At 50.6% G+C, this 26773-nt stretch carries 19 protein-coding genes, 1 tRNA gene and 1 riboswitch; of the genes, 8 read left to right on the forward strand and 12 right to left on the reverse strand.

The annotated features are described in order from the left end of the window. Window positions 1–38: 38 nt before the first annotated feature. Window positions 39–677, forward strand: coding sequence for a histidine phosphatase family protein (locus tag ACAN56_RS09530; protein WP_038585268.1), 639 nt, complete (start codon window positions 39–41; stop codon window positions 675–677). 120 nt (window positions 678–797) lie between these two features. Here the strand turns inward: ACAN56_RS09530 and ACAN56_RS09535 are convergent, their stop codons facing one another. The 4 genes from ACAN56_RS09535 to serS all read right to left on the reverse strand — a co-directional run bounded on the left by ACAN56_RS09535 (window position 798) and on the right by serS (window position 12017). Further along, window positions 798–2072 (reverse strand): MFS transporter, encoded by a 1275-nt coding sequence (locus tag ACAN56_RS09535; protein ID WP_379142285.1) that lies wholly within the window; start codon window positions 2070–2072, stop codon window positions 798–800. 54 nt (window positions 2073–2126) lie between these two features. Beyond that, window positions 2127–3029, reverse strand: a complete 903-nt coding sequence (locus ACAN56_RS09540; protein WP_379142287.1) for an ArsR/SmtB family transcription factor — start codon at window positions 3027–3029, stop codon at window positions 2127–2129. A gap of 199 nt (window positions 3030–3228) precedes the next feature. Next, window positions 3229–10368, reverse strand: a complete 7140-nt coding sequence (locus tag ACAN56_RS09545; protein ID WP_379142289.1) for a 5'-nucleotidase C-terminal domain-containing protein — start codon at window positions 10366–10368, stop codon at window positions 3229–3231. Window positions 10369–10721: 353 nt separating this feature from the next. Further along, window positions 10722–12017, reverse strand: coding sequence for a serine--tRNA ligase (gene serS, locus ACAN56_RS09550; protein WP_379142291.1), 1296 nt, complete (start codon window positions 12015–12017; stop codon window positions 10722–10724). Between the two features lie 406 nt (window positions 12018–12423). On the opposite strand from serS, the gene ssuE reads away from it, so the two are divergent. Next, the gene (gene ssuE / locus ACAN56_RS09555) at window positions 12424–12978 is read left to right on the forward strand and encodes an NADPH-dependent FMN reductase (RefSeq protein WP_038585274.1); all 555 of its coding nucleotides are present in this window, start codon (window positions 12424–12426) and stop codon (window positions 12976–12978) included. A gap of 160 nt (window positions 12979–13138) precedes the next feature. Here the strand turns inward: ssuE and ACAN56_RS09560 are convergent, their stop codons facing one another. Continuing rightward, complete coding sequence (locus ACAN56_RS09560) at window positions 13139–13555, reverse strand: pyridoxamine 5'-phosphate oxidase family protein (RefSeq protein ID WP_038585276.1); 417 nt, start codon at window positions 13553–13555, stop codon at window positions 13139–13141. Between the two features lie 91 nt (window positions 13556–13646). Between ACAN56_RS09560 and ACAN56_RS09565 the strand changes: the two genes are divergently transcribed. After that, window positions 13647–14588, forward strand: a complete 942-nt coding sequence (locus tag ACAN56_RS09565; RefSeq protein ID WP_379142294.1) for a helix-turn-helix transcriptional regulator — start codon at window positions 13647–13649, stop codon at window positions 14586–14588. A 112-nt stretch (window positions 14589–14700) separates the two neighbouring features. Here the strand turns inward: ACAN56_RS09565 and ACAN56_RS09570 are convergent, their stop codons facing one another. From ACAN56_RS09570 to ACAN56_RS09585, 4 genes are all read right to left on the reverse strand, one after another. Beyond that, window positions 14701–15732, reverse strand: a complete 1032-nt coding sequence (locus tag ACAN56_RS09570; RefSeq protein WP_038585280.1) for a ribonucleotide-diphosphate reductase subunit beta — start codon at window positions 15730–15732, stop codon at window positions 14701–14703. A 656-nt stretch (window positions 15733–16388) separates the two neighbouring features. Next, complete coding sequence (locus tag ACAN56_RS09575; RefSeq protein ID WP_379142297.1) at window positions 16389–18722, reverse strand: ribonucleoside-diphosphate reductase subunit alpha; 2334 nt, start codon at window positions 18720–18722, stop codon at window positions 16389–16391. A 206-nt stretch (window positions 18723–18928) separates the two neighbouring features. Then, a complete protein-coding gene (gene nrdG / locus ACAN56_RS09580) occupies window positions 18929–19444 on the reverse strand; it encodes an anaerobic ribonucleoside-triphosphate reductase activating protein (protein ID WP_038585284.1) in 516 nt (171 codons plus the stop codon). Beyond that, window positions 19441–21426, reverse strand: a complete 1986-nt coding sequence (locus ACAN56_RS09585) for an anaerobic ribonucleoside triphosphate reductase (RefSeq protein ID WP_076113855.1) — start codon at window positions 21424–21426, stop codon at window positions 19441–19443. The genes nrdG and ACAN56_RS09585 overlap by 4 nt, the downstream gene beginning before the upstream one ends. A 335-nt stretch (window positions 21427–21761) precedes the next feature. Further along, window positions 21762–21992: riboswitch (cobalamin riboswitch) on the reverse strand. Between the two features lie 432 nt (window positions 21993–22424). On the opposite strand from ACAN56_RS09585, the gene ACAN56_RS09590 reads away from it, so the two are divergent. Both ACAN56_RS09590 and ACAN56_RS09595 read left to right on the forward strand, forming a co-directional pair. Further along, the gene (locus tag ACAN56_RS09590; RefSeq protein ID WP_038585290.1) at window positions 22425–22733 is read left to right on the forward strand and encodes an MTH1187 family thiamine-binding protein; all 309 of its coding nucleotides are present in this window, start codon (window positions 22425–22427) and stop codon (window positions 22731–22733) included. Between the two features lie 81 nt (window positions 22734–22814). After that, a tRNA-Thr gene (locus ACAN56_RS09595) sits at window positions 22815–22886 on the forward strand. Window positions 22887–22967: 81 nt separating this feature from the next. Here ACAN56_RS09595 and ACAN56_RS09600 read toward each other — a convergent pair. The 3 genes from ACAN56_RS09600 to ACAN56_RS09610 form a co-directional block, all read right to left on the reverse strand. Beyond that, entirely contained in the window at window positions 22968–24188 is a 1221-nt protein-coding gene (locus ACAN56_RS09600; protein ID WP_379142300.1) for a site-specific integrase, read from the reverse strand. Window positions 24189–24207: 19 nt separating this feature from the next. Next, window positions 24208–25062, reverse strand: coding sequence for an ImmA/IrrE family metallo-endopeptidase (locus tag ACAN56_RS09605; protein WP_341119359.1), 855 nt, complete (start codon window positions 25060–25062; stop codon window positions 24208–24210). An 81-nt stretch (window positions 25063–25143) separates the two neighbouring features. Next, window positions 25144–25506: a helix-turn-helix domain-containing protein gene (locus tag ACAN56_RS09610; RefSeq protein WP_341119360.1), complete on the reverse strand. Its 363-nt coding sequence runs from the start codon at window positions 25504–25506 to the stop codon at window positions 25144–25146. Between the two features lie 160 nt (window positions 25507–25666). On the opposite strand from ACAN56_RS09610, the gene ACAN56_RS09615 reads away from it, so the two are divergent. The 3 genes from ACAN56_RS09615 (at window position 25667) to ACAN56_RS09625 (ending at window position 26764) form a co-directional block, all read left to right on the forward strand. Beyond that, window positions 25667–25897, forward strand: a complete 231-nt coding sequence (locus ACAN56_RS09615; protein WP_341119361.1) for a helix-turn-helix transcriptional regulator — start codon at window positions 25667–25669, stop codon at window positions 25895–25897. After that, window positions 25898–26137: a hypothetical protein gene (locus tag ACAN56_RS09620; protein ID WP_341119362.1), complete on the forward strand. Its 240-nt coding sequence runs from the start codon at window positions 25898–25900 to the stop codon at window positions 26135–26137. It begins immediately after the preceding gene. Window positions 26138–26248: 111 nt separating this feature from the next. Beyond that, on the forward strand, window positions 26249–26764 hold the full coding sequence (locus tag ACAN56_RS09625) for a helix-turn-helix domain-containing protein (RefSeq protein ID WP_341119363.1): 516 nt from the start codon (window positions 26249–26251) through the stop codon (window positions 26762–26764). Window positions 26765–26773 lie beyond the last annotated feature (9 nt).

Below are 26773 nucleotides of genomic sequence, written 5' to 3' on the forward strand. Positions count from 1 at the left end.
AATCACGAACAATCTGAACCAGGAAAAGGGGAGCGAACATGGGGACGACAACAATATATCTCACACGGCATGGACAGACGGAGTGGAATGTCCAGCAGCGGATGCAGGGACATCAGGATTCGCCGCTTACGCCGCTTGGCGTGCAGCAGGCGGAATGGTTGAACCGTGGATTAAACAAGGTACAGATTGATGCCGTCTACGTAAGCTCCAGTGAGCGGACCCTGCGGACGGCAGAGATTATCTGTGGAGAACGAACGCTCCCGGTAATCGCTTGCGATGAATTCAAGGAGATCCGAATGGGCTTGTGGGAAGGCTGCGAGTCTGCGGAAATTGAGCTTGCTCATCCGGAGCAGCATCATCATTTCTGGAAAGACCCGGAGAAATTCTCTGTTGAAGGCAGCGAGACGTTCCGGGAGGTGCAGGAACGGGCACTGCGGAAGCTTCTGGAGATTGTGGACAAGCATGAAGGGCAAACTGTACTCATTGTTACGCATACTGTAGTGATTAAGGTGCTGATGGCCCATTTTGAAGGCAGGGCAATGAAGCAGCTATGGGATCTGCCCTATATTTATCCGACCTGCCTGTGCAGAATTGATATTACGGACGGTGTGCCGGAAATTGTGCTGCATGGCGATACGAGCCATTATGAAACAAGCGAAGCCGGAATGGAATCCTAGCTGATTCGTGATTTGTGTTCCTATAAATTATTAATCAAATAGATGCGGCCAACAGGTGATGATCCGGGAATCCGGCATCGCCTGTTTCCGGTGGACTGATCTGAGCATTTATTTGTTCCGTCACTGTTCGGCGATTGCGCTTTGCGCTACAAAGGTCCCGCCGCTCTGCCGGGTCTTAGCTTCAAGTGCAGACAGGTCACCGTCCAGCGCCTTCAGGCCCGGGAGCAGCAGCGCCAGTCCGGCACAAAGGAGAGGAAGCAGCCCGGCGGCCAGGAACAGTGCAGGCACGCCGTAAAGCTCGGCGACGGCTCCGCCTGCAAAAGCGCCAAAGGGCTGCAGGCTGCCGCCGATCAGGAAGCGGATCGAGTTGACCCGGCCCTGCAGGTTGCCGGGAACCAGCCGGCCATGCAGGGAGGAGCTTAACGAGCCGAAGAAGGGGCCCAGGACTCCGGCAGCGAACACGGCAGCGAGCGCAAACGGAAAGCTCGGAATCAGGCCCCAGAGCGCAGTGGAGAGCCCGATGGCTCCCAGGCTGCCCAGCATCACGAAACGTCTTCGTTTGATTTCACCCAGCAGGGAAATTATGCCGAGTCCGGTTAAGGTTCCAAGTGCGGAAGCTGTTGTTAGTGTGCCCATAGCCGCCGCGTCACGGTGGAGTACCTCGCGTACATAGGGAACCATCATAGTCCAGACGGCAACGGAGCTTAAGTTGCTGATGGAGGCCATCATCATAATGGTCAACATCGCCGGAAACTGCTTGTAGAAGGTGAAGCCTTCGGCAATCTCCCGCATATAAGCCGGTATGGAGAAGGTGCCGGAGCGCGGCGATGGCTTCGGCATCTTCGGCAGGCACAGAAGGGTGGCTATAGCAGCGGTATAACAAACCGCGTTGATACCAAGCGCCGGCAGGGCACCGCTGGCGGCGGTCAATACACCGGCCAGCGCCGGGCCCAGCAGCGCGGCCGCGCCCTTGCAGCCGTCGATAATGGCGAAGGCGCGCATCAGCTTCCGGCTGTCGGCGACGCCGGGAATCACCGCCATGGCCGTCGGCATGAACAGCGCGGCGCAGGCCCCGCTGAGGCTGGCGGCGGCGAAGAGATGCCAGAGCTCCAGCTTCCCGGCCAGGCCCATGCCCAGCGGCAGCGCAATTGCCAGCAGGCGGATAGCCGCCAGGCAGGCCATGAAGCGCACGCGGTGCAGCCGGTCGGACAGCGGCGAGCCCAGCAGGCGCAGAAGCAGCTCCGGAATGCCGGAGCTGAGGGCCAGTGCCCCCATAGCCAGCTTGGAGCCGGTAAGCTCGTAGACCAGCCATTCCATGGCCAGCAGGCCAAAAGCATCCCCGAAGGCGCTCAAAGATATGGTGGACAGCAAACCATAATAGCTGCGTTTTTTCACAGGATGTACTCCCCTTTCAAGGCAAACCTTACTAGATCAGTTCCAATCACTGCATCAGCTCTCCAGGTAGGCCCCGATCTGATGAGGCAGATTGTCCAGTGCTTCAAGGCGCAGACTGTACGATACGCTTTTTCCGCTGGAGTGGACAATGACGAGACCAGCTGCGCGCAGAGCGATAAGATGATAATGAATCGTGCTTTTGGACAGGCCGACCTGCTTGACGATCTCGGTGAAGTTCAGCTGTTTGCCTGCAAGCAGGCGGAGAATGTACAGCCGCGTCTCATCGGACAGCGCCCGGGTAAGCCGGAGCAGTGCGGGAGCCGGACGTCCTTCTTCCGGAGGAAGAACATCACAAGAGTAGCTGGTAAATACAAATTCATCGTACATAGCGGAAGTAACCAGAGGCCGGGGATGATATTGCGGAATAATAATCACCTGCTTCAGCTGCTCGGCAGGATACAGCCGCATGCCCTCGGTTGCCTGTTCGAAGACCTCCATATCATTCCCGCCGTTCAGCATCGCCCGTCTGGCTTCAGCCTCCCGGCTTAACCCTTCAAGGATTTCGGGATTGATTCCACTGAAATAACCTGCATCCCAGGCACGCAGAATTTCAGAGGTGGAGTTCCGCAGCTCCGCAAGATTGGACGGGATGGATTGTCCGAAGCGTCCGGCAATCTCAAACAGCTCACCCGCAGACAGATTCTCGAACCAGTGCATAAAGCCGCTGACCGAACGGTCCCCCGGACAACTCCAAATATACGGCGCCAAACTGAAATCCTCGACAAGGGTAATAATCTCCCGCATTCTCTGGAGCTGCACCGGTGCAAATCTGGCCTGGACCTCACGGACCCAGAGCTTTCCGCCATCCATGGCATTATGATTCTGCTTCCAGAGAAAAGCGTTCAGGCTGGCGATACATTCATACATAGGCGCAAAGTCGACTTCTACTTTGTACATTGTTGGGGTTCCTCATTTCCTTCTGTAAATGTGTGTGCAAGATATTTGTTCTATAAATATAGAACTATTTATTTGTTTTATTATATGCGAACTAAATAATAATTTCAATATAAAGGAAAAATAAAAAAAGGCGGTTCCGCCGGACGCCATTTGCGCCTTTGGAACCGCCTTTTTATGCTGCTGTAAAAGTTGTCTCAGCTTAGTTGATGAACTGAAGGGACTTCAGAGTCTTCTCCAGCATGGTAACTGCTTCCGCGCGGGTAGCAGACATTTGTGGAGCGAATGAGCCGTCCGCTCTGCCCTGGATGATGCCCGCTGCAGCAATTTCCTCTACCGCACTTTGCGACCATGCGGCAATGTCGGCGGCATCGCTGAATTTCGCAAGCCGGGCCGGATCGGCAGTTAAGGTTGCCCCGGTGTACTTCATCGCCTTCGACAGAATGGAGGCCATCTCCTGACGGGTGATTGGACTGTTCGGCTTAAAGCTGCCGTCTGTGTAGCCCGTGATCAGGCCCGCTGCGGCTGCTGTGTGAATGGCATCGGCATACCATGCGCTTACACTGACATCACTGAAGGCTGCTCCGCTGCTTGTTGCCGCAAGGCCAAGGGAGCGTGTGATCAGTGCCGCAAATTCCGCCCGTGTCACCTTCTGGGCAGGGGAGAACGCCGTATTGCTGGTTCCGGTAATGATCAGCTTGGAGGCCAAGAGATCAATGGCCGACTTGGCCCAGTGCCCCGTGATGTCTCCGAATGTTTTGGCTGATTTCACAACCGTGTAATAGCTGTTGCTGTTCCGTTTAATGGTGACATCGGTAGTTCCGTCAGCCTTTGTTGTAAAGAGAGAAGGCACGAAGGAAATTTTGCCCGTTGCCGGATCAAAGGATACCGCTGTTGCACTCTCGGAGTTCAGTTTTCCTGGAGCAGTGATACTCCGCTTCACATAAGTGCTTCCGAAGCTGTTGAGCGGCACACTGTTAGTTCCCGCTTGTGCGGTAATACTGAATTCAATGACCGGAGCCGCCAGAGTGACGGAACCGGCTTGGGAAGCCAGCGCCTGATTCACGCTGCTGAGTGTTGCCGGACTTGCCAGCAGCATGGAAACTGTAATCGTAAAGTCCGTGGTGCCAAGCTGCGCAGCCAGTGTTGTTCCGTTCAGGACACTTAACGGAAACGAGTAGGAAGCTCCCTGTGAAGTGAACGTAAGAACTGTCGCAGGGTTGGTTGCGGCCTGTTTGACCAGCACGCTGCCTGGCAGTACAACCTGTACTCCGCCTGCTGTGGCGGTAACCGGAATGACGAGCTCATTGCTGCCGCTAGGCAGTGATGCCAATTTGCCGGTCAGATCGGCTGCTGTAATTGTAGTCACCTGCGGTGCTGCTGATGGTGCCGGTGTTGCACTAGGTGCCGGTGTCGGCGTTGGCAGCGATCCGCCACCAGTGGAAGGTGGTGTTGTTGGCGTCGATCCTTTCAGATCGGTAATACGGCCTTCCGTAGCAGGGTTTACAGTGCCGGATTTTTTCAGATAGTCGGTAAAGACCTCATAATCCGGCAGGTATAGTTCATAGAACCGGCCGTCTGCCTTAGCTGTAGCCAGTGAGCGGTAGAAATCTCCGCCGCCTGCCATGAAGGAGTTCGTGGACAGGATATAGTAAGCTGCAGGGTCAATGGCAACGTAGCTGCCATCGGCTTGTTTAATATCAACCGAAACTATGCGCGCCCCTTCCTGCTCCAGAACGTTTGTAGTTGCATTGATTTTTTCTGCCGGTTTGGTGGAGTCGTAGGTATAGCGCATACCCGAAACCTGTGCGAACCGTCCTTGGTCGGTTTCAAGTCCGCTGACACTGTTCTCCAGAGAATCAATAATCTCTTGTCCGGTAACCTTGAGAGCTACCAGACTGTTGGAGAACGGCATTACAGTCAGCACTTCACCAAGTGTAATGTCTCCCTGATCAATGCCGGCACGGATGCCGCCGCCATTCTGAATAGCGACAAAGCCTTTAATCGTGGATAGATCTTCGGCAGAAATCAGCTTGCTTACCAATTCCTTGGCTTTGGCGTTAATGCCGTCGGCAATGAGATTGCCCAGATTGGTTTCTTCCTTGCGTACAACACGGGTTGTTTTTCCGTCTACAAGTCGTTCATAGACCAGAGGCACATCGGTTTTGCCGACAAGGGTCTGGCGGATTTCCGCAAGCTGCACGTCATATTTGGCCAGCATTTCCTTAGCGGCCGGATCATCGGCGAACTTGCTTACGTCCAGCAGCTTGCCCGTATAGTTGGTAATAACGCCGTTGTCGTCGAATTCAACATCCAGTTCGCCGAGGTTCTGGCCATACTCACCGGTCTGTACAACCAGTGTCGGTTCGCCGTCTTTATTGAAGATTACAGGAGCGTCCAGCTTGGTATGGGTGTGCCCGCCGACAATTACGTCGATGCCCGGCACCTGAACAGCCAATTGCTGATCCATGTTGTACCCCAGATGGGAGACAGCAATGATTTTGTTGATGCCTTGTTCCTTCAGTGCTTTCACTGTGTTCTCTGCGCTTGTTTTGTAATCTTTAAAGGCAATCTTGTCACCCGGTGAAGACAAGCCTACGGTATCCTCGGTGGTGAGTCCGAATATGCCGATTTTTTCACCATACACATCCTTAATGACCGAAGGATAGATGTGGCCATCCAGTGCTGGTGTGGCGGTAGTGCCGCCGGTTTGATTTACAAAAATATCCTTCAGCTCGTTATCCTTGCTCGTGAAGTCGATATTTGAGCTGATGAACGGGAATTTGGCCTCATTAATAAACGTTCTTAATGCAGGCAGGCCTTTATCAAACTCATGATTTCCGAAGGTCATAGCGTCATAACCGATATAGTTCATGAATTCAAGATCAGCCAGTCCTTCGAATTTCGTAAAATACAGTGTGCCGGAGAATACATCCCCTGCATCAAGCAGGATGGAGTTGCCGGTCCGTTCTTGCTTGATCGCTGTCATCCGTTTAACTACAGTTTCCAGATGGCTGTGCGTATCGTTGGTGTGCAGAATGCGTAAAGAGAAGTCTTCGTCCGGTGACGGAGTTCCCTTCAGGTCCGTGATACGGCCCTCGACTTCGACATTGACCGGTTTATGCTTATTCAAATAGGACAAGAGAACTTCGAAATCCGGAAGACCAAGCTCATAATAACGTCCGTCTGCCTTGGCAGCAGCCAGGGCACGATAGAAGTCTCCGCCGCCTGCCATGAAGGAATTCGTGGACAGAAGATAGTAAGCGTTCGGGTCAACCGGTGCGTAGGAGCCGTCAGCCTGCAGGATATCGACGGATACGATACGTTCCCCGGTTTGTGTTACTTTACCTGTTATGGAATCCACAATTTCAGGTGTTTTCGTGGAATCATACGTGTATTTCATGCCGGAAACCTGAGCAAAACGTCCTTGGTCGGAGCTCAGGCCGCTGACCGAGTTCTCCAGAGAGGAGATGATTTCCGAGCCCGTTACCTTGAGCGCAGCAAGACTGTTGGCGAAAGGCAGTGTGGTCAGCACTTCGCCCATCGTGATGTCGCCTTTGTCGATGGCTGCACGGATGCCGCCGCCATTCTGGATGGCCACAACGCCCTTAATGGAAGCAAGGTCGCTTTCCGGCACAAAATTCGGCATAAGCTCTTTGACTTTTTCCGCGATACTGTCGGCAATCATGTTGCCGATCGGTGTTTCTTCCTGACGCACAACACGTACAGACTTACCGTCGATGGTGCGGTTGGTGTAGAGGTCGACGTCAGTGAAGCCTACGACTTCGCTGCGGACAGCCGCCAATTCAGCGTCGTAAGGAGCAAGTAAAGCTTTGGCTGCAGCATCCTCGCCGAATAGATTAACATCCAGCAGTTTGCCGTTGTAGGCGAGAATTTCACCGTCTTTATCAAAGGTTACGTCCAATTCGCCGAGGAATTGGCTGTATTCACCGGTCTGCACGATCAGTACATTCTTGCCGGTTCCGGCATTAACAATTGGCGTCGGAGGATTATCGACCTTCGTATGCGAATGTCCGCCAACGATAATGTCAATTCCGGGAACAGTCTTCGCCAGTTGCTGATCAACAGTGTAACCCAGATGGGTAACGGCGATGATCTTGTTAATTCCCTGGTCCTCCAGCATTTTAACTGTGTTTTTGGCGCTTTCCACATGGTCCTTGAAGCTGATTTTATCACCTGGCGATGCCAGTCCAACGGTGTCCTCGGTTGTTAGGCCAAAAATACCGATTTTCTCGCCGTAGATATCCTTGATGACCGCAGGATAAATGTTACCATCCTTGGCCGTGCTCAGGGACTCGTCGGTTTCCAGCGTTCCGATCGTATTGTGATAGAGCTCCGCGAGTTCACTTTTCTTCGTAGTGAAATCGATGTTGGAGCTGGCGAACGGGAATTTGGCGGCCGTCACGAAGTCCTTCAGCACTTCCGGCTGATCCTTGTTCAGATCGAACTCATGGTTGCCGAATGTCATCGCGTCATAGCCGATGTTGTTCATGAACTTGATATCTGCCTGCCCCTTGAACTGGGTAAAATACAAGGTTCCGGAGAACACGTCCCCTGCATCCAGCAGCACCGTGTTGCCTGTGCGTTCGCTGCTGATCGCCGACGTGCGTCTGGTTACATTCTCCAGGTGGCTGTGCGTATCATTTGTGTGCAGCACACGCAGGTTGAAAGTGCCGGTACCGAAGTCAATTTGAGTCAGCAGCGGGTCATGGTCGCTTACCCGTCCTTCTTCTTCCTGGAAGTCGGCATTGATGTGCACGATGTCGAGTGTGGATCTGGAGGCCAGCTTATTGTTGACCAGCATGTGATCCAGCGTTTGGGAATTGCCCTCATAAATATAGGAGTAGCGCTCTCCCAGAGGCAGGGTGTCGATCAGATTGGTCAATGCGCTGCCTTTCAGGACCTTTAGTGTATTCGAGAACTGGAAGTCATTCAGATCGCCAAGAACGACGATATTGGCATCCGGATTCTTGGTCAGGACATCTGACACGAAGCCATTTACCACGTTGGCGATTTCCGCCCGTTGGGTTTCACTTGCCTTAACCGGAGGCTGTGTGCCGCCATAAAGGCCAGTATCGCCTGTTTTGGAATTGAAGTGATTAGCGATAACCATAACTTTTTCATTGTTAAACATAAATTCGGCCGCAAGCGGCTTGCGGGAACTCTTGAATGCGGAGTGGGTTGGATCAATCCGGCCCGGATTCAGGCTGAGTCCGCCGTCTTTAGTGTAAGCAACTGCTGTTGTTGCGTCACCTTTGCTGGCTGATCCAGCCAGTTTAACGCGTGCAGTGTTGTAAATAAATCCGGCCCGGATGTTAGCGCCTGGTGCACCGCCATCCATGTTGTTTGCAGGGGAGATGTCAGTATAAGCATAGACTGGACCGCCTTGTGCTGTGATGGCGTCGATCAGCGCCTTGTAGCTCTCAGCTGCATCGACATTGCCGCTGTCCGCGGCACCGTCATTGTCCTGGATTTCCAGCAGGCCGACGATATCCGGTGTTTTCAAATTGCTTACAATCGCTTTGGCTATATTTTCAATTTTATTGGGTTTTTTGGGATCTATGATCTTGGAGAAATTCTCCACATTAAATGAAGCGACCGTCAATTTGTCCGCTTCGGCTGTCAAAGCGGTAGTTTCCCGGTCCTTGGAGGTTCCCGGGTTTACCGCAGGCAGTTCGCTATCCGGACGCACTTTGAAATTTCCGTAATCATAGCCGAGAATACCGGTGATGTTGCCGGCAAAAACCTGCCCTGTTTTGACCGGGCTGCTTGGTTTCTTGGCAATCAGAATCCGCTGGGGATTATAGTCTGCTCCTGTCAGGACCAGACCGCCCGCCGGGGAGCTGACTTCTGTCGTGCTGGTACCGTTGTTTACGGTAACCGGAATTTCATGATCATAAGGTCCGATAATCTTTGGGGTATTGAGCTGAACGCGCATGCCTTCAAGGCTCTCGTAGAAGTCGAGCGCATATTTGGCAGGTTCAAGCTCTTTGCTCAAACCGGCCGAAATGAGAGCAGTGGGAATAGCGCGGCCACCGGTGCCAAGAACGGTAGCAGCGGGAAGAGCGTTTCCGGAAGATATGACTTTTGCCTGAGCTGCGGCAATTTCCGTAGTCAGCAGATCTACGGCATCATTATATCCGCCTTCCTTATACTCCTTGACCGATCCGTCCACGAGCACGGAATCGCCAACCTTCACCTTGTTCCCGGGAAGGTAGACCATGATCGCCTCGGAAGTCCGGACATCGCTGTCTGGCGTCGGGTTCTGGATATAGAAGGTGCTGCCGCTTGTGTAAGTCACAATGCCCGGCACGCCTTTCACCAATTGACCAGTATAAGTAGAGGATTGGACGGTGCCCTGGATCTGGGGAATCGTCAGTCCGCTCACGGCATCCTTGGTCGTATAGTTAAACTGTGAAATATCGCTGTCGGGTTTGCCTTCTTCTTTAGAGAAAGCTTTGATCAGGATACTGTCATCCTGCAGAACAATCGGGGCATTATACCATGCGTAATCTGCTAAGGCGTCAGTGCTGCCATTTGCATATACACTGTAGTATACGCTTGCGGTTACACTGCTTGTAGTAAGGGCGAGTTCAGTTCCCTTGCCCACGAGCAGGCCGGAAGCGATGGATGCGGCAACGGCCGGAGATTTGGGGTCGACTACCCCGGAACCGGAACTGCGCGGATCTGGTGCTTGTGTAGTAATAAAGTCTGCGGCATTATCATTGGTATCTTGTCCGCGATTTCCGGATGGTAAAGCGTTAGATGACTTGCGCACGGCCGCAGTTGTGTTGGTTAAGGGACCAGTTGGGCCTGAACCCTCAAAAATACTTGCAGAACCATACCCCACAAGGTCCACCCGGGTGCCTGAAGCATCCAACAGTTCAACCTTGCCACTTGCACCTGCCATAGAAATGACAGCGGTACCTTCGGAAACCAAATTAGGTGCCGGCAAGGCATCAGTACCTCCAGAGCCAGCCGCTTCCTGTATCAAAAAGAATCCGCCAGGAGGGATACTCCCGCTTAATGGGGTGAACATTTTTTCTTTATCTTCAAAATTGGATGATGCACCAGCTGCTGCATATCTAACCTTCCAGCCAGTCAGATCGACAGCTGTATCTGTCGGATTATAAAGCTCAATAAAGTCATTTTTGTACTTGGCTCCGGAGTTTCCTCCGCCGCCATATACCTGGGAGATTACGGGTGAGCTGTTATCCTCGGCCGCAGAAGCGGTCTGTGGTGCGGGCAGGGCAATACCGGTAACGAGCAGCATTGAGAGTGCCGCAGACCACCATTTTTTTTGCCTTGATGAGATTTTCATTTGTTCGAATCTTCTCCTCTCGTTTACGATAATCACTCAACCTAACCTAACTCTATCATTTGTTCATTAAATGATAGGTTGTCTACCATTAAATATATATTAAACATGGGTTGAATAACATAGAAATATTGGAAGTTTTGGTTCAGAGCACAAAAGACGATGATATTTTTCTCGTTCAATCCAAAGAGTTGTGTTGAATTTATGAAATGATAGGTTTGAGACTATCTTTTTCTAATTTAGCTAGTGTTATCTGTATGTTATGTTTATGTGAAAAGAACATAAAAATGCCCCCGGCCGCAGTAAGGCCAAGGGCATTTATGAAACGATAAAAAGATTTGCAGGATCGTATTCTGCTATTTCTCTGTCTGTGCCGGAGCAGGGAGGGAGTCTAAGCCCCCCATATAAGGCTGGAGCGCCTTTGGAATATAAATCGTTCCGTCCTCCTGCTGATGGTTCTCGAGCAGCGGAATCAGAATCCGCGGCGTAGCCACTGCGGTGTTGTTCAAGGTGTGACAGTACTGCAGCTGTCCGTCCTCATCCCGGTAACGGATGCCCGAACGGCGGGCCTGGAAATCGAGCAGGTTCGAAGCCGAATGGGTCTCCCCATAAGCGCCTCTGCTGGGCATCCAGGTCTCGATGTCGTATTGCTTATGCGTTTTCAGCGCCATATCACCGCTGCAGACGGCCACGACCCGGTAAGGCAGCTCGAGCAGCTGCAAAATATGCTCGGCATTCGCCAGGATTTCCTGCAGCATTTGCTCCGAGACCTTGTTATCGCCTCTGCATAACACAACCTGTTCGATCTTCGAGAACTGATGCACGCGGTACAGGCCGCGCACATCGCGTCCCGCTGAGCCGACTTCGCGGCGGAAGCAGGTGGACATCCCGGCTAACCGCATAGGCTCCGCAAGATCGACAATCTCATCGCTATATAATGAAACAAGCGACACTTCCGAGGTTCCGGCCAGCCAGCGTTTTTCACCTGTCAGCTCATAGGTCTGATCCATGCCGCCGGGAAAAAATCCCGTCCGCTCCAGCGCCTCCGGCCGGACGATGACCGGCACATCCATTGTCGTGAAGCCGCGTGCTGCCAGCACATCCAGGGCCAGCCTCTGCACAGCGAGATGCAGGTTCAGACCCGCACCTTTCAGCACATAGCTGCGCGGTCCGCCAGCCTTGACGCCACGCGGTATATCGATAATATCATGCAGTTCGCCGAGCTCGACATGATCGCGTGGCGCGAAGCCGAAATCCGGCAGCGCACCGGTCCGCCGCAGCTCCACATTCTGGCTGTCATCGCCGCCGATAGGCGTATCACCCGATACCGGGTTCGGGGCGAGCAGCAGCAGCTCTCCGCAGCGGCGGTCCGCCTCCGCCAGATCAGCTTCAAGCTTGCCCAGCAGGGCGTTGATCTTCCGCACCTGTTCCTTGGCAGCTTCTCCGCCTTGGGTGTCACCTTGCCGCAGCAGCTGTTCCACTTCTTTGGTCAGCGTGTTGCGCTGTGCCCGGTGCTGCTCCGTATCCCGGCGCAAAACCCGCCGCTTATCGTCCCATTCCAGCAATTCATCCAGCGGGAAATCCACCTTTTTCCACACTGCCGTGTTTCTTACGAGTTCCTCATTCTCCCTGATCCAGTTCATGTCCAGCATACCGCTTCGCTCCTTTTGGTTTAAAAAAATGCAAAAAACGCCCTCATCCATGGGACGAGGAGCGTCAGCTCGCGGTGCCACCCAGGTTGACCGAATCCCTGTAAAGCTGCTTCAGTAGCGGAATCCGATCCTCTTTGGTCTTCGCGGTAACGGGCGAAACCCGGTAAACTTAGGGAACAAGTAAATGCTCCGGTCGCAGACGCCTCACGGTTGGATGCCGTTCATTGGCCTGGTCGGGATATAGTATTGCCGCTTATTATATCCCATGATTTTGCGGGGTGCAAGGGTAATTCCTGTTTGACATTAATCCTTGCTCTTTGATAGGATTATTACTAATTTAAAGTATTCAGGCTTGAGATCAGGTGCATCTTGCATATATTGTGATATGAACGAAAGAGGTGGAGGAATGGGCAAAATAGTTGTGATCAACGGAACGCCGTCTCTGGTATCGCGGATCAACGCGGTTATTGAATATGCGGAGGACGATTTACGCGGGCGCGGGTTTGAGGTGGAGCGCATTAATGTCGCTGAGCTGCCGGCGGAGGATTTGATCCATACCAAGTTTGAAAGTGAAGCGATCGTCAAAGCCAATGGTCTTGTAGCCGAAGCAGATGCAGTAATCGTGGTTAGTCCGGTGTATAAAGCCTCCTATACAGGGGTGCTCAAGACCTTCCTCGATTTGATCCCGCAAAAAGGGCTGGCCGGCAAAATCGTGCTCCCGCTCTTTATGGGCGGCAGCCTGGCACATTTGCTCACCATAGACTACGCACTGAAGCCGGTATTGTCCGTGCTGGGCGCACGGCATATTCTGGGCGGCGTATATGCCGTGGACTCACAGGCTGTGCGGAGTGATCAGGGGATAGTTGAACTGGCTGAGGAACTCAAGCTGCGGCTGAACAGCGTACTGGCGGAGCTGGCGGAAGAGACTGCGCATAAAGCGGCCCGCAAGGCCGGAGAGTAACCAACTGCGCGAGCCATGCCTGTCGTACAATAATACCAAAGAGCTCCTTTTATCCGGTGGATTCAGGGGGCTCTTTGATGTGTGGAAGGGGGTGCTGCGCAAACTGGCTGCATCTCGTGCGGGATCATGAGGACGGTTCAAGTCCGTTTTATATCTGCTCTTAAATTGAGTAAATACCAGTATTTTCGAAATCTAAAGTTACAATAGCAGTTTCAAACTTAATTTCAAATAATATCAGGAAATCACCAGCCTGCTCAATGGTGTTTTTGTAGTCGGGAATTTTATGAACGAATCCGTCTTGTACATCATGAATGTTTTTTGCACTTTTTACAGCAAGACCTTCCGCTTTTACATGCTCATTGCCGCTCGATGGAATGGTTGTGAATGCCACTCTGTTGTTTTTTTCTATCTCATTGACTTTCTGATTGTCGGCAAACGTTGAAAAGAAAAGGGAATGTGATCTGTCATCGTAGTAAAAATTTACAATTCTAACCTTCGGGTGGTTTTCTGCAATGGTTGCCAATGCTATTTCTGTTTGCTGTGCCATCATTCTTAGAAACTCTCTTTTCGTATCCACAATTATTCCTCCTTTAATATCTCCTGCATGTAAAGTATACTGCTGAAAGGTATCATATTTTGACACCTTTCAGATCGTGAGGAGATAACAAATGAAAAAGTCGGAACGGATAAACGATATGATTATTTTTTTGAACGGGCAGGAGCAATTTAACTTAAAGGACATTATGGACAGATACAATATCTCTAAAAGCACAGCCTTGCGGGATATCCAGTCATTAGAGGAAATAGGGATGCCTATCTTTTCTGAATTGGGGCGATACGGAAAATATGGGATCTTGAAAAATAGATTGTTGTCACCTATTGTGTTTACAGTAGATGAAGTATACGCTTTGTATTTTTCAATGCTGACACTAAAAACATATCAATCGACACCCTTTCATTTAAGTGTTGAAAAATTGAAGAAGAAGTTCGAATCCTGTCTTTCCAGTGAGCAGATACTAAGGGTCTTCCAAATGGAACGACTATTAAAGCTGGAGACATACAAGCATGCTAACAGCAGTCCTTTTCTCCAGGAAATTCTAAGAACTGCGCTGGAGGAAAAAGTATGCGAGCTTGGATATGCTAAAAATGGTGCCGGGGAATCCTATACGATTCAGTTTTTTGATATCTCAGCATCTTATGGACAGTGGTATGCCACAGGATATAATTTTAAGAATAATCAGGTGCAGGTTTTTAGGTGCGACAAAATAATATCAATACAGGAATTGAAGGATCATCCTTCCAAAAAAGCGGAAGAGTTAACGTCATCCCCTGCTGACATGTATAAATTAGAGGGGGCCGTTGATTTTGAGGTGGAGATTTCGGAAAAGGCAGTGGATTTGTTCTATAAGGAGCATTATCCGTCTATGACGTTAAGTGTGAATAAGGAGAAATATGCAATCTGTGGATTTTATAATAAAGGAGAAGAAAAATTTATTTCGAGCTACTTCATCAAATATGGAACAGCTATTATCTCTATCCAGCCTTCTTGCTTGAAGAATTTAGTTGTTACTGAACTAGAGAGGATATCAGGATATTATAAAAAGCTGTGACTTTGAATAGCAGAAGAGGAAAAAACCCGGAGAACCTTGATTATCTAAGGCTTTTTCCGGGTTTTTGAGGTTATTTCCTGGACCTGCTATCTGCAGCCGGCTGGGTCGAATCTTACAAATCGTCGAACCCGTTGTCGTCGCCGACTTTGCCGTAATTGCGTGACTTGGCTTCGAAGAAATCGGTTTTGGTGGCGTTCAGCGCTTCGTCGGAGAAAGGCTTAATCCATGGCATGCAGTTGACGTCCACGCCTTTATAGGCTTTTTCCATGCCCATCAGGGTCAGGCGTTTGTTAGCGGTGTATTTGATATAATCGCTCAGCTCGTTCATGTCAATGCCGCGCACGTTGGTGAGCGTGTAGTGACCCCAGTTGGTTTCCAGCTCTACGGCGCGGTCGATGGTGCGGTACACATAATCCATATTCTCCGGAGTGTTGAGCTCTGGGAAATCCACGAGCAGCTGCTTGAACACTTCCGCGAAGAAGTAGCAATGCTGGTTCTCGTCGCGCTGGATGTAGGAGATCATCTGGCTGGTTGCCATCATCTTCTGGTCACGGGCCAGATTATAGAAGAAAGCAAACGTGCTGTAGAAGAAAATCCCTTCCAGAATGAGATCGGCTACCAGCGCGCGGAAAAAGGTTTCCTTCGACGGCTCGTCGCGGAACTCCTGATAAATATCGGAGATGAACTGGTTGCGCTCCAGCAGGACCGGATCATGTTTCCAGTATTCGAAGATTTCCTTCTGCTCGCTGTCCGAAACAATGGAAGAGAGGACGTAGGAGTAGGATTGGTTATGCACAACCTCCTGCTGTCCGATGATCGCGGAGATCGCCTCCAGGGAAGAGTCGGTAAAATACCGCTTTACGTCGCCCACAAACATGGTCTGCATGGAGTCCAGTACCGCGAGCAGGGAGATGTTGATCTTGAACACACGCTGTTCTTCAGCCTCAAGCATCGGGAACTGCTGGGCATCCTTGGACATCGGGATTTCATCGGCGATCCAGTGGTTGAGCAGCAGCACCTTGTACAGCTTATACATATGCGGCATGCGGATATCGTTCCAGTTCAGAATGCCCGAGCATTCCCCGTCAATGATGCGGGTAGACATATTCGGCGCTTCTGTATTAAAAATCTTTTGCAGTTGCATTTTGTTTCCCTCCTGTATTTTGCACTCAAACTGTGGATGGGTTTCCGCCGCCATGCCCTCTCGCCGGAACGGGCTTCCAAATGGAGAGGGGGAGCAAGCTTCCTGGCTCCTAAGGGGGTAACGGGAAAGTCACCCGGTAATTTTGTATGAATGGTTCTATTTATTCTTATAGAGGGAATTCATGTCGCTATTATGGGCTGTTTATCAAATAGAGCCCTTTTGTGAAAACTTAGCGGGCAGAATTCCCGTTCCTTGTGGGATTTTCAATCCAGGGGCACAAGTAGCGGCAGGAATTCCCGTTATTGATTAAAAATGGGTAAAAAATGGCATGCTGCGCATTGAACAAGGAAGAGAAAGCCTGAATTGGTCAACCGCCAATCTTGATATTGGGACAACGTTCGCGCAGCTAACTGGTGAATGCTTACTTTAAAAACCAGCGCTTAGTCACGGAGAGGAAGTTTGGAGCTGTAGGAGCGACAGCGACCGCCTGAAAGCTTTCCGAAGGAAAGCTCGCATCGAAAGCACAGGCTGTCATCGGATGTCGTCCGCTATGAGCGGTACAATCAAGACATCTGATGACAACAGCGGCCGGAAGCCCAAACATTTCTCGTAGTTACGAATACATCACCGTGTTTCTATTCAAGGCATGAAGACAATTAGCTGGCGCAAGATTCACACTCTTCTATGGTTAATGCACGGCTCCGCACATAATACGTCGACTTGAGTCCGCCCTTCCAGGCGTTCAGATGCAGGTTCAGGAAATCGGTGGCCTTGATGTCCGGCGTCACGTACAGATTGAAGCTCTGGCCCTGATCGACGTGGCGCTGGCGGGCTGAGGCCATGCGGATCGACCAGTTCTGGTCAATCAGGAACGCCGTTTTGTAGTACCAAATCGTCTTTTCGGACAGATCGGGTGCCGGGTTGGCGATCTTGTAGGTTGTTTTCTCCTCGTAGGAGAGCAGCTCGTACAGAGGATCAATACTGGCTGTGGAGCCGGCGATGATCGAGGTCGAGCCGTTTGGAGCGATCGCGAACATCCAGGCATTGCGTACGCCGTCTTTAGCTACTTCCTGCTGCAGCTCACGCCACTGCTCAGTTGTCACATATTTGCCTTCCTGCTCGCCGCTTGTATAACCGCGCGAGTCGAAGTAGGCTCCGGTATCCCAGTCGGAGCCGGCAAACTTCGGATAGCGGCCCTTCTCGCGGGCCAGCTCCATGCTGGAGTGTACCAACAGATAGTTGATGTGCTCATACAGGTGATTGTTGTATTCCACGGCTTCGTCGGACTCCCAGCGGATGCCCTCCAGCGCCAGCAGGTGATGCAGGCCGAAGGTGCCGAGGCCGACTGCACGGTATTGGCTGTTTGTGTACTGCGCCTGCAGCACTTCTATATTGTTAATGTCGATGACGTTGTCGAGCATGCGTACCTGAATCGGCACCAGCCGCTCCAGCACTCCGGCCGGGATGGTGCGTGCCAGGTGGATGGAGTTCAGGTTGCAGACTACGAAGTCGCCGGGAACCTTCGAGATAACGATCCGGGTCTGGCCGTCTTTGGTAACCAGCTCTTCACTCTCAATGACCGTTGGCGACTGGTTCTGCATAATTTCCGTGCACAGGTTGGAGGAGAAGACCATCCCCTGGTGCCGGTTCGGGTTGGAGCGGTTCACCGTATCGCGGTAGAACATGTAAGGTGTGCCGGTTTCCAGCTGTGATTTCATAATCCGCTTCATGATGTCGATGGCCGGAACCGTAATTCGGGACAGCTCCAGATTGGCGGTAGCTTCGGCATATTTGTCGCGGAATGCGCCTTGGCCAAGCTTTTCGTCATAGAAATCCTCAAGGCCAAGTGCGCGGCCGTTCTCATCTTTCCAGCCCATTACCATCTTCACCTCATGCGGGCAGAAAAGGTTCCAGTGGCCGCGCGCTTCTACGGCCTCCATGAACAGATCCGGCAGGCAGACGCCGTGGAACACGTCATGCGCGCGCATCCGCTCGTCGCCGTTGTTCAGCTTCAGGTCGAGGAAGGCGAGAATATCTTTATGGAAGACGTCGAGGTAGACGGCAACGGCACCCTTGCGGGTACCCAATTGGTCGACGCTGACGGCGGTATTGTTCAACTGGCGGATCCATGGGATAACGCCGGAGCTGGTGTTCTTGTGGCCGCGGATATCGGAGCCGCGGGCCCGCACCTTGCCGAGGTAGACGCCGATGCCGCCGCCCATTTTGCTCAGCCGGGCTACGTCGGTGTTGGAGTCGAAGATACCTTCGAGCGAGTCGTCGACGGTGTCGATGAAGCAGCTGGAGAGCTGTCCGGCAACCTTTTTACCAGCGTTGGACATCGTTGGCGTTGCAGCCGTCATATAAATGTTGCTCATCGCCCAGTAGGCTTCTTTGACCAGATCCAGACGTTTCTCTTCCGGCTCTGTGTGCATGAGGAACATAGCGATAATCATATAACGCTCCTGCGGAAGCTCCATCACACGCCCGTCAAAGTCATGGGCCAGGTAACGGTCGGACAGGGTAAGCAAACCGATGTAATCGAACAGCAGGTCGCGTGTATAATCAATGCAGCTGCCAAGCTCGGCAATCTGTTCTTTGGTGTAGTGGGTCAGAAGCTCTTCACGGTAGATGCCCTTCTTCACCAGATCGGAAATCAGCGGGTACAATTCGCCGTATGGCTCATCCGGGTATGCTTTATAGCGGCGGTTAACTGCGGCTTTTTTGTATAGGGTCGTCAAAAGCGAGCGGGCAGCAGCGAACTTCCAGTCCGGTTCTTCTTTGGTTACGAGCTCAAGGGCGCTCATGGTGAAGGCACTGCTGATTTCTTCTCCGCTGACCTCACTCCGGCGAAGCTTGGACTGCACCCCGCGCAGCAAGGTTTCTTTGCTTAATTGCTCAAGGCCGTTCAGGATACGGTCGGCGTAAACGGAGAGGCGGATTTGATCAAAAGCCAATTGGCGGTTGTCGGGTTTCACTACGAGTTCTGGCATAGGGGATTCATCCTTTCGTATTTGGGTTTAATTTTCAATATTAAAAATTGATATATTATAGCGCAGAAAGCGGCCAGGAAATGGCGGCTCAGCCGACATTTCAAAGCTGCCTTCGAAACAGGCGATAGATCGTATCGCGTGCTAGAATCCGAGTCTGCGGAAAACAGAAGCTTAAAGTATACCATGAAATTTATATTTCCAAGAAGCTAAAGTACAGCAGGCTGCCAATGGATGATTTCCTTGCCGGCAAGGCTGGCCGGAATGTCGATAATCCGCTGGTTGCTGCTTCCCCGGTAGGGAAGGGTAGTATCTTTAAGCTCTTCTACAAATCGTCCGTCAATCACTACATGGCACAAGGCCAGCAGATTCCATTCCGGCGAGCCCGGAGAAGCCGTCAGCTCTTCATACGTATAACCGGTATAAATCCAAATTGAGAAATCCGGCAGTACGGCGCGAAGCTCATGGATAAAGCCCGCAGCCTCTTCTGCCGAGAAAAAAGGGTCCCCGCCGGCCAGCGTCAGGCCGTCCAGCAGCGGATTAGCAGCAATTTCAGCGATAATCTCACGCTGCCGCTCCAGGGTGAACACTTCACCGAAATTGAAATTCCACGTTTTCGGATTGAAGCAGCCCGGGCAGCGGTGGCGGCAGCCGCTGAGGAAGAGGACGGCCCGCATGCCCTCTCCCTCATTAATTGATTCCGGGTAGTAGCCGCAAATATTCATAGATGCTTGATGCGGTCTCTTACTTCGGCCTGCTTGGCGGCGTTGAAGCGGGTCTGGTAGTCACCGGTCAAATATCCGGTTACCCGGCGCAGGCGGCGGATATGGGTGTCATGCTCATGCGCGCCGCAGGAAGGGCAGTTCGTGCCGATAACCCCTTCATAGCCGCAGCCGGAGCAGCGGTCAATTGGGTGGTTAATGCTGAAATAGCTGATTTCCTGCTCCAGCGCGTAGCGGATGATTTTGACAAAAGCCGCCGGGTTGCTGCGGGCATTGCCGTTCAGTTCCACATAGGAAATGGCTCCGGCGTTGCAGTACTCATGGAAAGGGGCCTCAAGGCTAATCTTCTTGGCCGCACTGATCTCGTAATACACAGGAATGTGGAAGGAGTTCGTATAATATTCGCGGTCGGTTACGCCGGGAATTGAGCCAAGCACCTTGTGGTCCACCTTGGTGAATTTGCCGGACAAGCCTTCGGCAGGTGTTGCAAACAGCGTGATGTTAAGATCAAGTTCTTCGCTCTTGCGGTCGCAGTACTCACGCATATGGCGGACAACGGCGAGCGCTTTGGCATGGACCTCCATGTCCTCGCCATGATGTTTGCCGTACATGGCCTTCATGCACTCCGCCATACCGATGAAGCCGAGCGACAGACTGCCGTGCTTCAGCAGATCGCCTACGCTGTCCTCTGGAGCAAGCTGCTCGCCGCCTTCCCAGACGCCTTCGCGCATCATGAAATCGGAGGCTTTGGCTTTTTGGGCCGCCTGGATCCGGAAACGGTGCAGCAGGCCCTCCAGCGCAATATCCATATAATGATTCAGGTCGTCGTAGAAGCCTTCCTCGTCGGGAGCAAGACGGCGGCCTGTCACAGTGCCGTGAGCAAGGCCTAGACGGACCAGATTAAGGGTGTTGAAGGACAGATTGCCTTTGCCTGAGCAGTGATCGCGTCCGAAACGGTCACCCAGCACCCGGGTGCGGCAGCCCATCGTAGCAAATTCAGTGTCCGGGTCAGCCGGATCATAGTATTGCATGTTGAGCGGAGCATCCAGATTGGCAAAGTTCGGATACAGTCTGCGTGCGGAACATTCGGCTGCTTTAAGAAACAGCTCATAGTTCGGATCGCCCTGCTGCTGGTTGATGCCTTGCTTGCATTTGAAGATTTGGATCGGAAACACCGGTGTTTCTCCGCTGCCGAGGCCGTTCATGGTGGCGGTCAGCAGGGAGCTGATCACAAGCTGGCCTTCGGGGGAGGTGCAGGTGCCATAGTTGATGCTGGTAAAAGGAATCTGTCCGCCGGAACGGCTGGACATCGTATTGAGATTATGTATCATACTCTCTGCTGCCTGTAGTGTTTCGCTTTCGGTCTCTTTCTGCGCAAAGCGGAAGGCGCGCGGGTACTGCTCCGCCAGATCGCTGCGGCTCATTGTGATTTCGCCGAGGTGATCACCGGCTTGTCCTTCTTCAAAGTATTCCAGTCCCTTGCGGAACAGCTTAGCGAAGGATTTGGTCACGTATGGGGCAAGGTCGTAATCCAATTTATTGGCGGATACGCCGCCGTACTGGGCATTTTGCTGGGATTGGAAAATAATCGCCACCAGCGACATTGCGGTCATAATTGAGTTCGGAGGACGGACACTGCCGTTGCCGGTATTGAAGCCTTCGCGGAGAAGGCGCTCAAACGGGATGAAGATGCAGTTGGTCGTTCCGATGGCGTATTGATCCAGATCGTGGACGTACACGACATTATCCTGAATGGCCTGCACGAGCTGTGGCGGCATCGTGAAGTTGCGGGCATACCACTTGGAATATTCACTGCCGAATTTGCTCATTTTGCCGGAGAAGCTTTCTCCGTTCAAATTGGCATTCTCGCGCAGCAGATCCAAATCCCGGCTGTCGATAATATCCCGTCCCAAATGAATAACTTCCTCCAAAAGAACTTCCTGTGCAGCTTGTCCACCGTTGTACCGTTTCTCCAGCAGCGTCATTGTCTAGCTCTCTCCCCTCGGTATAGTAAGAACGAAGTATATACTTCCTGATAGCAGTAAAAAAGCATCTCCCGCCGAGGAGGCGGGAAATGCCCGAATGCGTACGAAATATCCTTAAAGGATATTTGCCGGTTGTCTTGATGAACATATAAGCAGGGGACAGGGGTAATCTCTGTCCTGTTCTTATATATTCCGCAGAAGCCGATACCTGAGGGCGATAACGGTTTATCGCCTTCAGGTATCGGCAGCCTTGGCTCCTTAAAACACGGGAAGGCTATGTCTGCTTGTGCAGGCCGCATTGCGGACACCTCACCTGGTCCTCGCAGGCATGAATGATGGTGTCGGCGAAACAGGCAGGTCTCCTGGCTTCCGGTGAATCTTCCGGCGCCTTCCCGAGAGCTTTACCGCCCCTCAGTGGCTATTGCCGGTAGACGCTGCTTCGCGGGCTTCAGAAAGCCTGCAGGCATCCGGTTACAGTGGCGGGACCACAGCGGATTTGCACCGCGTTTCCCTATTAAGCTTCAGCTCGCTTGAAAGAGCGAAACACCTGTTTCCACTATATTTTGTTGTCGTTAGATAAAAATAACCCAATATGTTGTGTTTGTAAACCATTTTTTGAAACTCCGCGCGGGGAGCGGGTTCTGCGGTTTTACTCACAAATGATCCACAGTTAGTCCACAGGTAATCCACAAGTTGGGTACAAAAAGTGTCTGGATAAAGTCATAAATTGTCTTAAAAGATGCCACAAAGAATCCATAAATATAGTGAGCGTGACACTGGAGTGCCTAACGGAGAAATATGGGGAGGCGAAGGTTACGGAGGGTGTTAAATGGAGCAACAGTCTTCACGGCGATTTGTGGGTGTGCGGCGGAGTTGCTACAATAAGAACAGGCCGGAGACATATATCAGGAGTTTTAGGTTTATAGTCCGGAATGAGTTACCACGAGGAAGTTTCCATAAAGGGTTTTGCTTTACAGCATATTAAGGAGGGGTTCAGGATGGCAATTGGCGAAGTAACTGTAATTCCGATCGGCACAGGCAGCACGAGCCTTAGCAGCTATGTGGCCGATATGCAGCGTGTGCTCAGGGGAGTGGAAGGGATCACTTATGAGCTTACATCCATGGGGACGATTATCGAAGGGCCGATCCCGCGGATTCTCGCTGCCGTAGAAGCGCTGCATGAGTCGCCTTTCGCTGCCGGGGCGCAGCGGGTATCCACGTCGCTGAAGATTGATGACCGCCGCGACAAGCCGTCTACAAGCCGCAGCAAGCTGCAGTCCGTTGAACGCAAGCTGGAGGAGAATTGAAGCCCAGATGTTGTAAAAAAATGTTGCGTTTTTGGCTGGAAGTTGTATAATATTTTTTGTTTGACAGAAAAAATGCTTTAAGCTGGTGTAGCTCAGGGGTAGAGCAACGCACTCGTAATGCGTAGGCCGGGGGTTCAATTCCCTTCACCAGCATCCTTAAAACCTTTGTGTGGCGCGGTTTTCCGGTATTTCGGGGACTGCGCCTTTTATGTTCTTCTACCATTCTTCTACCCTTCATTCGACTAAAGTGGCATTCTGGGTAGTTTCTTCTACCAAAATAGGCTTGCGATCTCCTGTAATGGAGTCACCAATATTCTTTAGTACAGCTTCCTGCAGGTTCGGAAGTACGTGGGAGTATGTGTCCAATGTGACGTTAATCGAAGAATGCCCCAGGCGCTCTTGAACGATCTTAGGATGTATACCGGCCTTCAGCAGTAGCGTGGCGTGAGTGTGCCGAAGATCGTGGAAACGGATGCGTGGGAGATCGATGTATGGTTCACCGGAATCTTTTAGTTTCTCCTGTTCTTTCTGGATTTTTTCAATGATAGCGTAATAATTACGCATAAGGTTCCGGGGATTGACCGGCGTTCCAATTCCACTCTGAACAACCAGACCGCTGTCATTGTACAGTGGATTATCTTTAGCTAATTTAACAATATCTATAAAGTGATTCTCTAGCATATCCACTGTATTTTTAAACAAAGCAATGGATCGCTGACTACTATCATTTTTAGTATCATCAAAGTCATGCCCAACCTCAGCGAGTGTATATGCTTGCCGCACAGAGAGCATATTCTTAGTTAAATCTACATCTTTCCGTCTGACAGCCAGAATTTCGCTTTGACGCATTCCGGTTGATGCCGCAAGCTCGAAAGCTACATGATGCTGATCGTGAGCCGCCTCTTCCAGAAATAGATTAAGCTGCTGCTCATTCCAAACTTCAAATTTCACTTTCTTTCCTTGAGGGAGTGTGACTGCAGTTGCTACGTTTTGCGTAATCTCTCCCCATACTACGGCTCGGTTCAATGCATCCATAATAAGTACATGCGCCTTTTTAATTGAGCCTACTGAAAGTTTCGGCAGTAAAGTTTTGTGATATAGATTATGAAAGTCTTGTGGTTTGAGTCTAACAGCTTGTATGTTACCGAGTGCCGGGATAATATGAGTATTCACAAGCCACTCGTATGACTTCCAAGTATTATATTTTACTGATGTGCGCTTATCTTCCAACCATTTCTCCATGATCTCCCCGAATGTTTTCTTTGTTGGCTCAACATATGTCCCCTTTTGAAAAGCACTTAGAATATCGGGCATGGCTCTTTCTGCATCCTTTTTTCTATCAAAACCACCATCCGGCCCTGATATCCATTTCCGTACCCTCTTGTTAGTCACCTCATGTTTCGTCTCAATTACTATGTAATACTTTTTTCCTTTTTGAGCAATGTGACCTCGCACGTTCTCGCCTCCTTAGGTATTAAAAATTAATAGCATCTTCTAGATCTTCCACAGTTAGAAACAATTTATTGGCGGTATGACCATACCTGGAAGCTATACGCCCCATGTCGATCATTACATATCCAGAGTTGCCCAAAGGGACAGAAAGATCGCTTGGACGAACAATGGCACCATCCCGGATAGAGGCCGGACGAACATCGACGCTTTTAAAGGTTCCATTAACTTCGATATAGAGCGGCTGATTCCACTCAAAGCCTCCGCGCTGCTCAATGACTAGCGTGTGGGGCCTAGATAGATCGTCAAGTCCGTAGACACCTCGAATGATCGGCTCTGTTACTGCTGCGCTTGGCAAGGGTTTTTCATTGGTCGCAGCAGTATATGTAAAAGCGGCCATAAATTCGACGTTAGAAATTCGCTCGCGAATCTGTTTCAGCCGCTGAAGTGCGAATTCCGGAGGGACTTGGAATACTGCTGCAAGTTTCCCAGCGGCTTCATCTTCTACAACCGGGAGTTGCAGTTTTTCAAGCATGAAGAACGGGATCGCAGAGTATAAGCAAAAACGTTCTGCATCGGCTTCCTGCATTTGCCGGAAAAGCCTCGACATTTGACGTTGATCTCCGGCATGACGAAGCACGTGACCAAGTTCGTGAAAGAAAGTTTTACGCTGCTCGTCTCGTTCATCCTGTTGATTGATAACAATCACATATAATTCATTATCAGAAAACGATTTAATGCGTTTTAAATGTACATCTACATTAAATGCATTAGATACTCGTTCTATGGTTAAATCCTCTGGCCTCAAGATAGCCCACGAAAGGTAGTAATCCTCAATCGTTTGCTCCAACGGAGTTTTGAAGTATTTGGATAAGTTCATATTGAATTCCTCCATTTAGCGCACATATGTTCTGTTTTTTATGTAAAAGAAAAGCCATTGCTGGCAATGAATAAAACCTCATTATTTTTCTTTATTCGCTTTATTTAAAGCTCTCTGTCGTGCTTCTCTAATTTCCTTTATAAATTCGTCCGCAGCTTTAAATTCATCTTCTGTCCAATCTGATGAACCGTCGTAGAAAGATAGGCTGATTTCTGGTTTCTTACGTATATTCGATCTGCCACTTAAATAATCAGTGTCACAATTGAATATGTCACCTATTTTATTCAATGTATCCACGGGTGGTAATTTTGTACCGTTCTCATAAGCGGTGTATGTTGACCTAGCAATACCAACAAGATCGGCGACATATTCCTGAGTCCACTTTTGATCTTGCTTTTTAAGGGTCTCTCTTTCACCCTTTATTCGTTTGCCTACTATCTCCATGTACACAACTCCAACTATACAAGATATACCCATTATAATGTTCCTGAAAGAAACTTGAAACATATGTTACTAAAAGAAACAAATATGATTGACATGTTTCTTTTAGTAACATATAATCGAATTACAAAGTTACTTAAAGGAACATTGGAGGTGATACTAAATGAGGATTTGGTTAAAAGAACTCCGCGAAACAACGGGAAAAACTCATGAGCAGGTAGCAGATGAGGCGGGTATCTCGCGGAGTTATTATACAAATATTGAAAGTGGCACTAAAACTCCTGCTGTTCCAGCTGCAAAGGCTATTGCTAGTGTTCTTAAGTTCCCGTGGGAAAATTTTTTTAAGGACGAATGTTCCTTTAAGGAACAATTAGCAACGAAAGAGGCGATTTAAATGAATAATCAAACATCAGTTGCGATCCCTTTCTCAGAAACAGACGTGATAACCGTTCCTGAACTAGCAAAACGATTGAAGGTATCTAAGGACCAAGTATATGACATTGTTTCTATAAAGGGCTGCCCAGTATATGACTTAGGCGGTGAGCGACAGAAACGCATCATTTGGGGCGATTTTCTTAGTTGGTTTAGAGAAAACTTCAAAGCTTCTAGTAATGAAAAGACCGCCGCACTTTGACTTCTGCGGCGGCCGGGAATGGTGGGCAAGGGGAATTGCTTGACATAATCATACATCATGCCTCTGTCCAAAAGCATTCCCTATATTTGGACAAACATAGGAGGATTTGATATGGCAGTTGGACATTTTCCGTCAGCACTTAAAGAAGCTATGAAACAGCGAGGTGACACCTTAGCCCAAGCAGGAAGGGCCGCACATGTGGATGGTTCGCAGATTGGGAAGATCGTAAAAGGGAGCCGCAAGGCATCTGAACCGGTTATGAGGGCAGCGGTACAACATTATGATGATCCGCAACTGGTGCTTGCAGCTGCGGCAGAGGTAACAGGGGGCGCTTCAGTTCCATGGCTGGATAACGCCGATCTTCATCCCAGCTCAACCCACATCAAAACCATCGAAGAAATTCAGGAGGCATTGCAGGCATTACTAAGGCTTCCGATCACAAAGAGCCTTGAACAATTGACATCCAGCGACCGGGAGCTTATCAAGAGCGGTCTTATGGAGCAGATCGAGGCAATTACGGCACTCACACATAATACAGCTGCACTTTGCTGTAAATATGAATTCTCATACATAGCCCTTTGGACAGAGCATCGGGCCGAGCTTAAAGCAAAAAACTATGTGAAATGAGGTAGAAGG

Source organism: Paenibacillus paludis (assembly GCF_042610515.1).
Lineage (GTDB): Bacteria > Bacillota > Bacilli > Paenibacillales > Paenibacillaceae > Paenibacillus_AQ.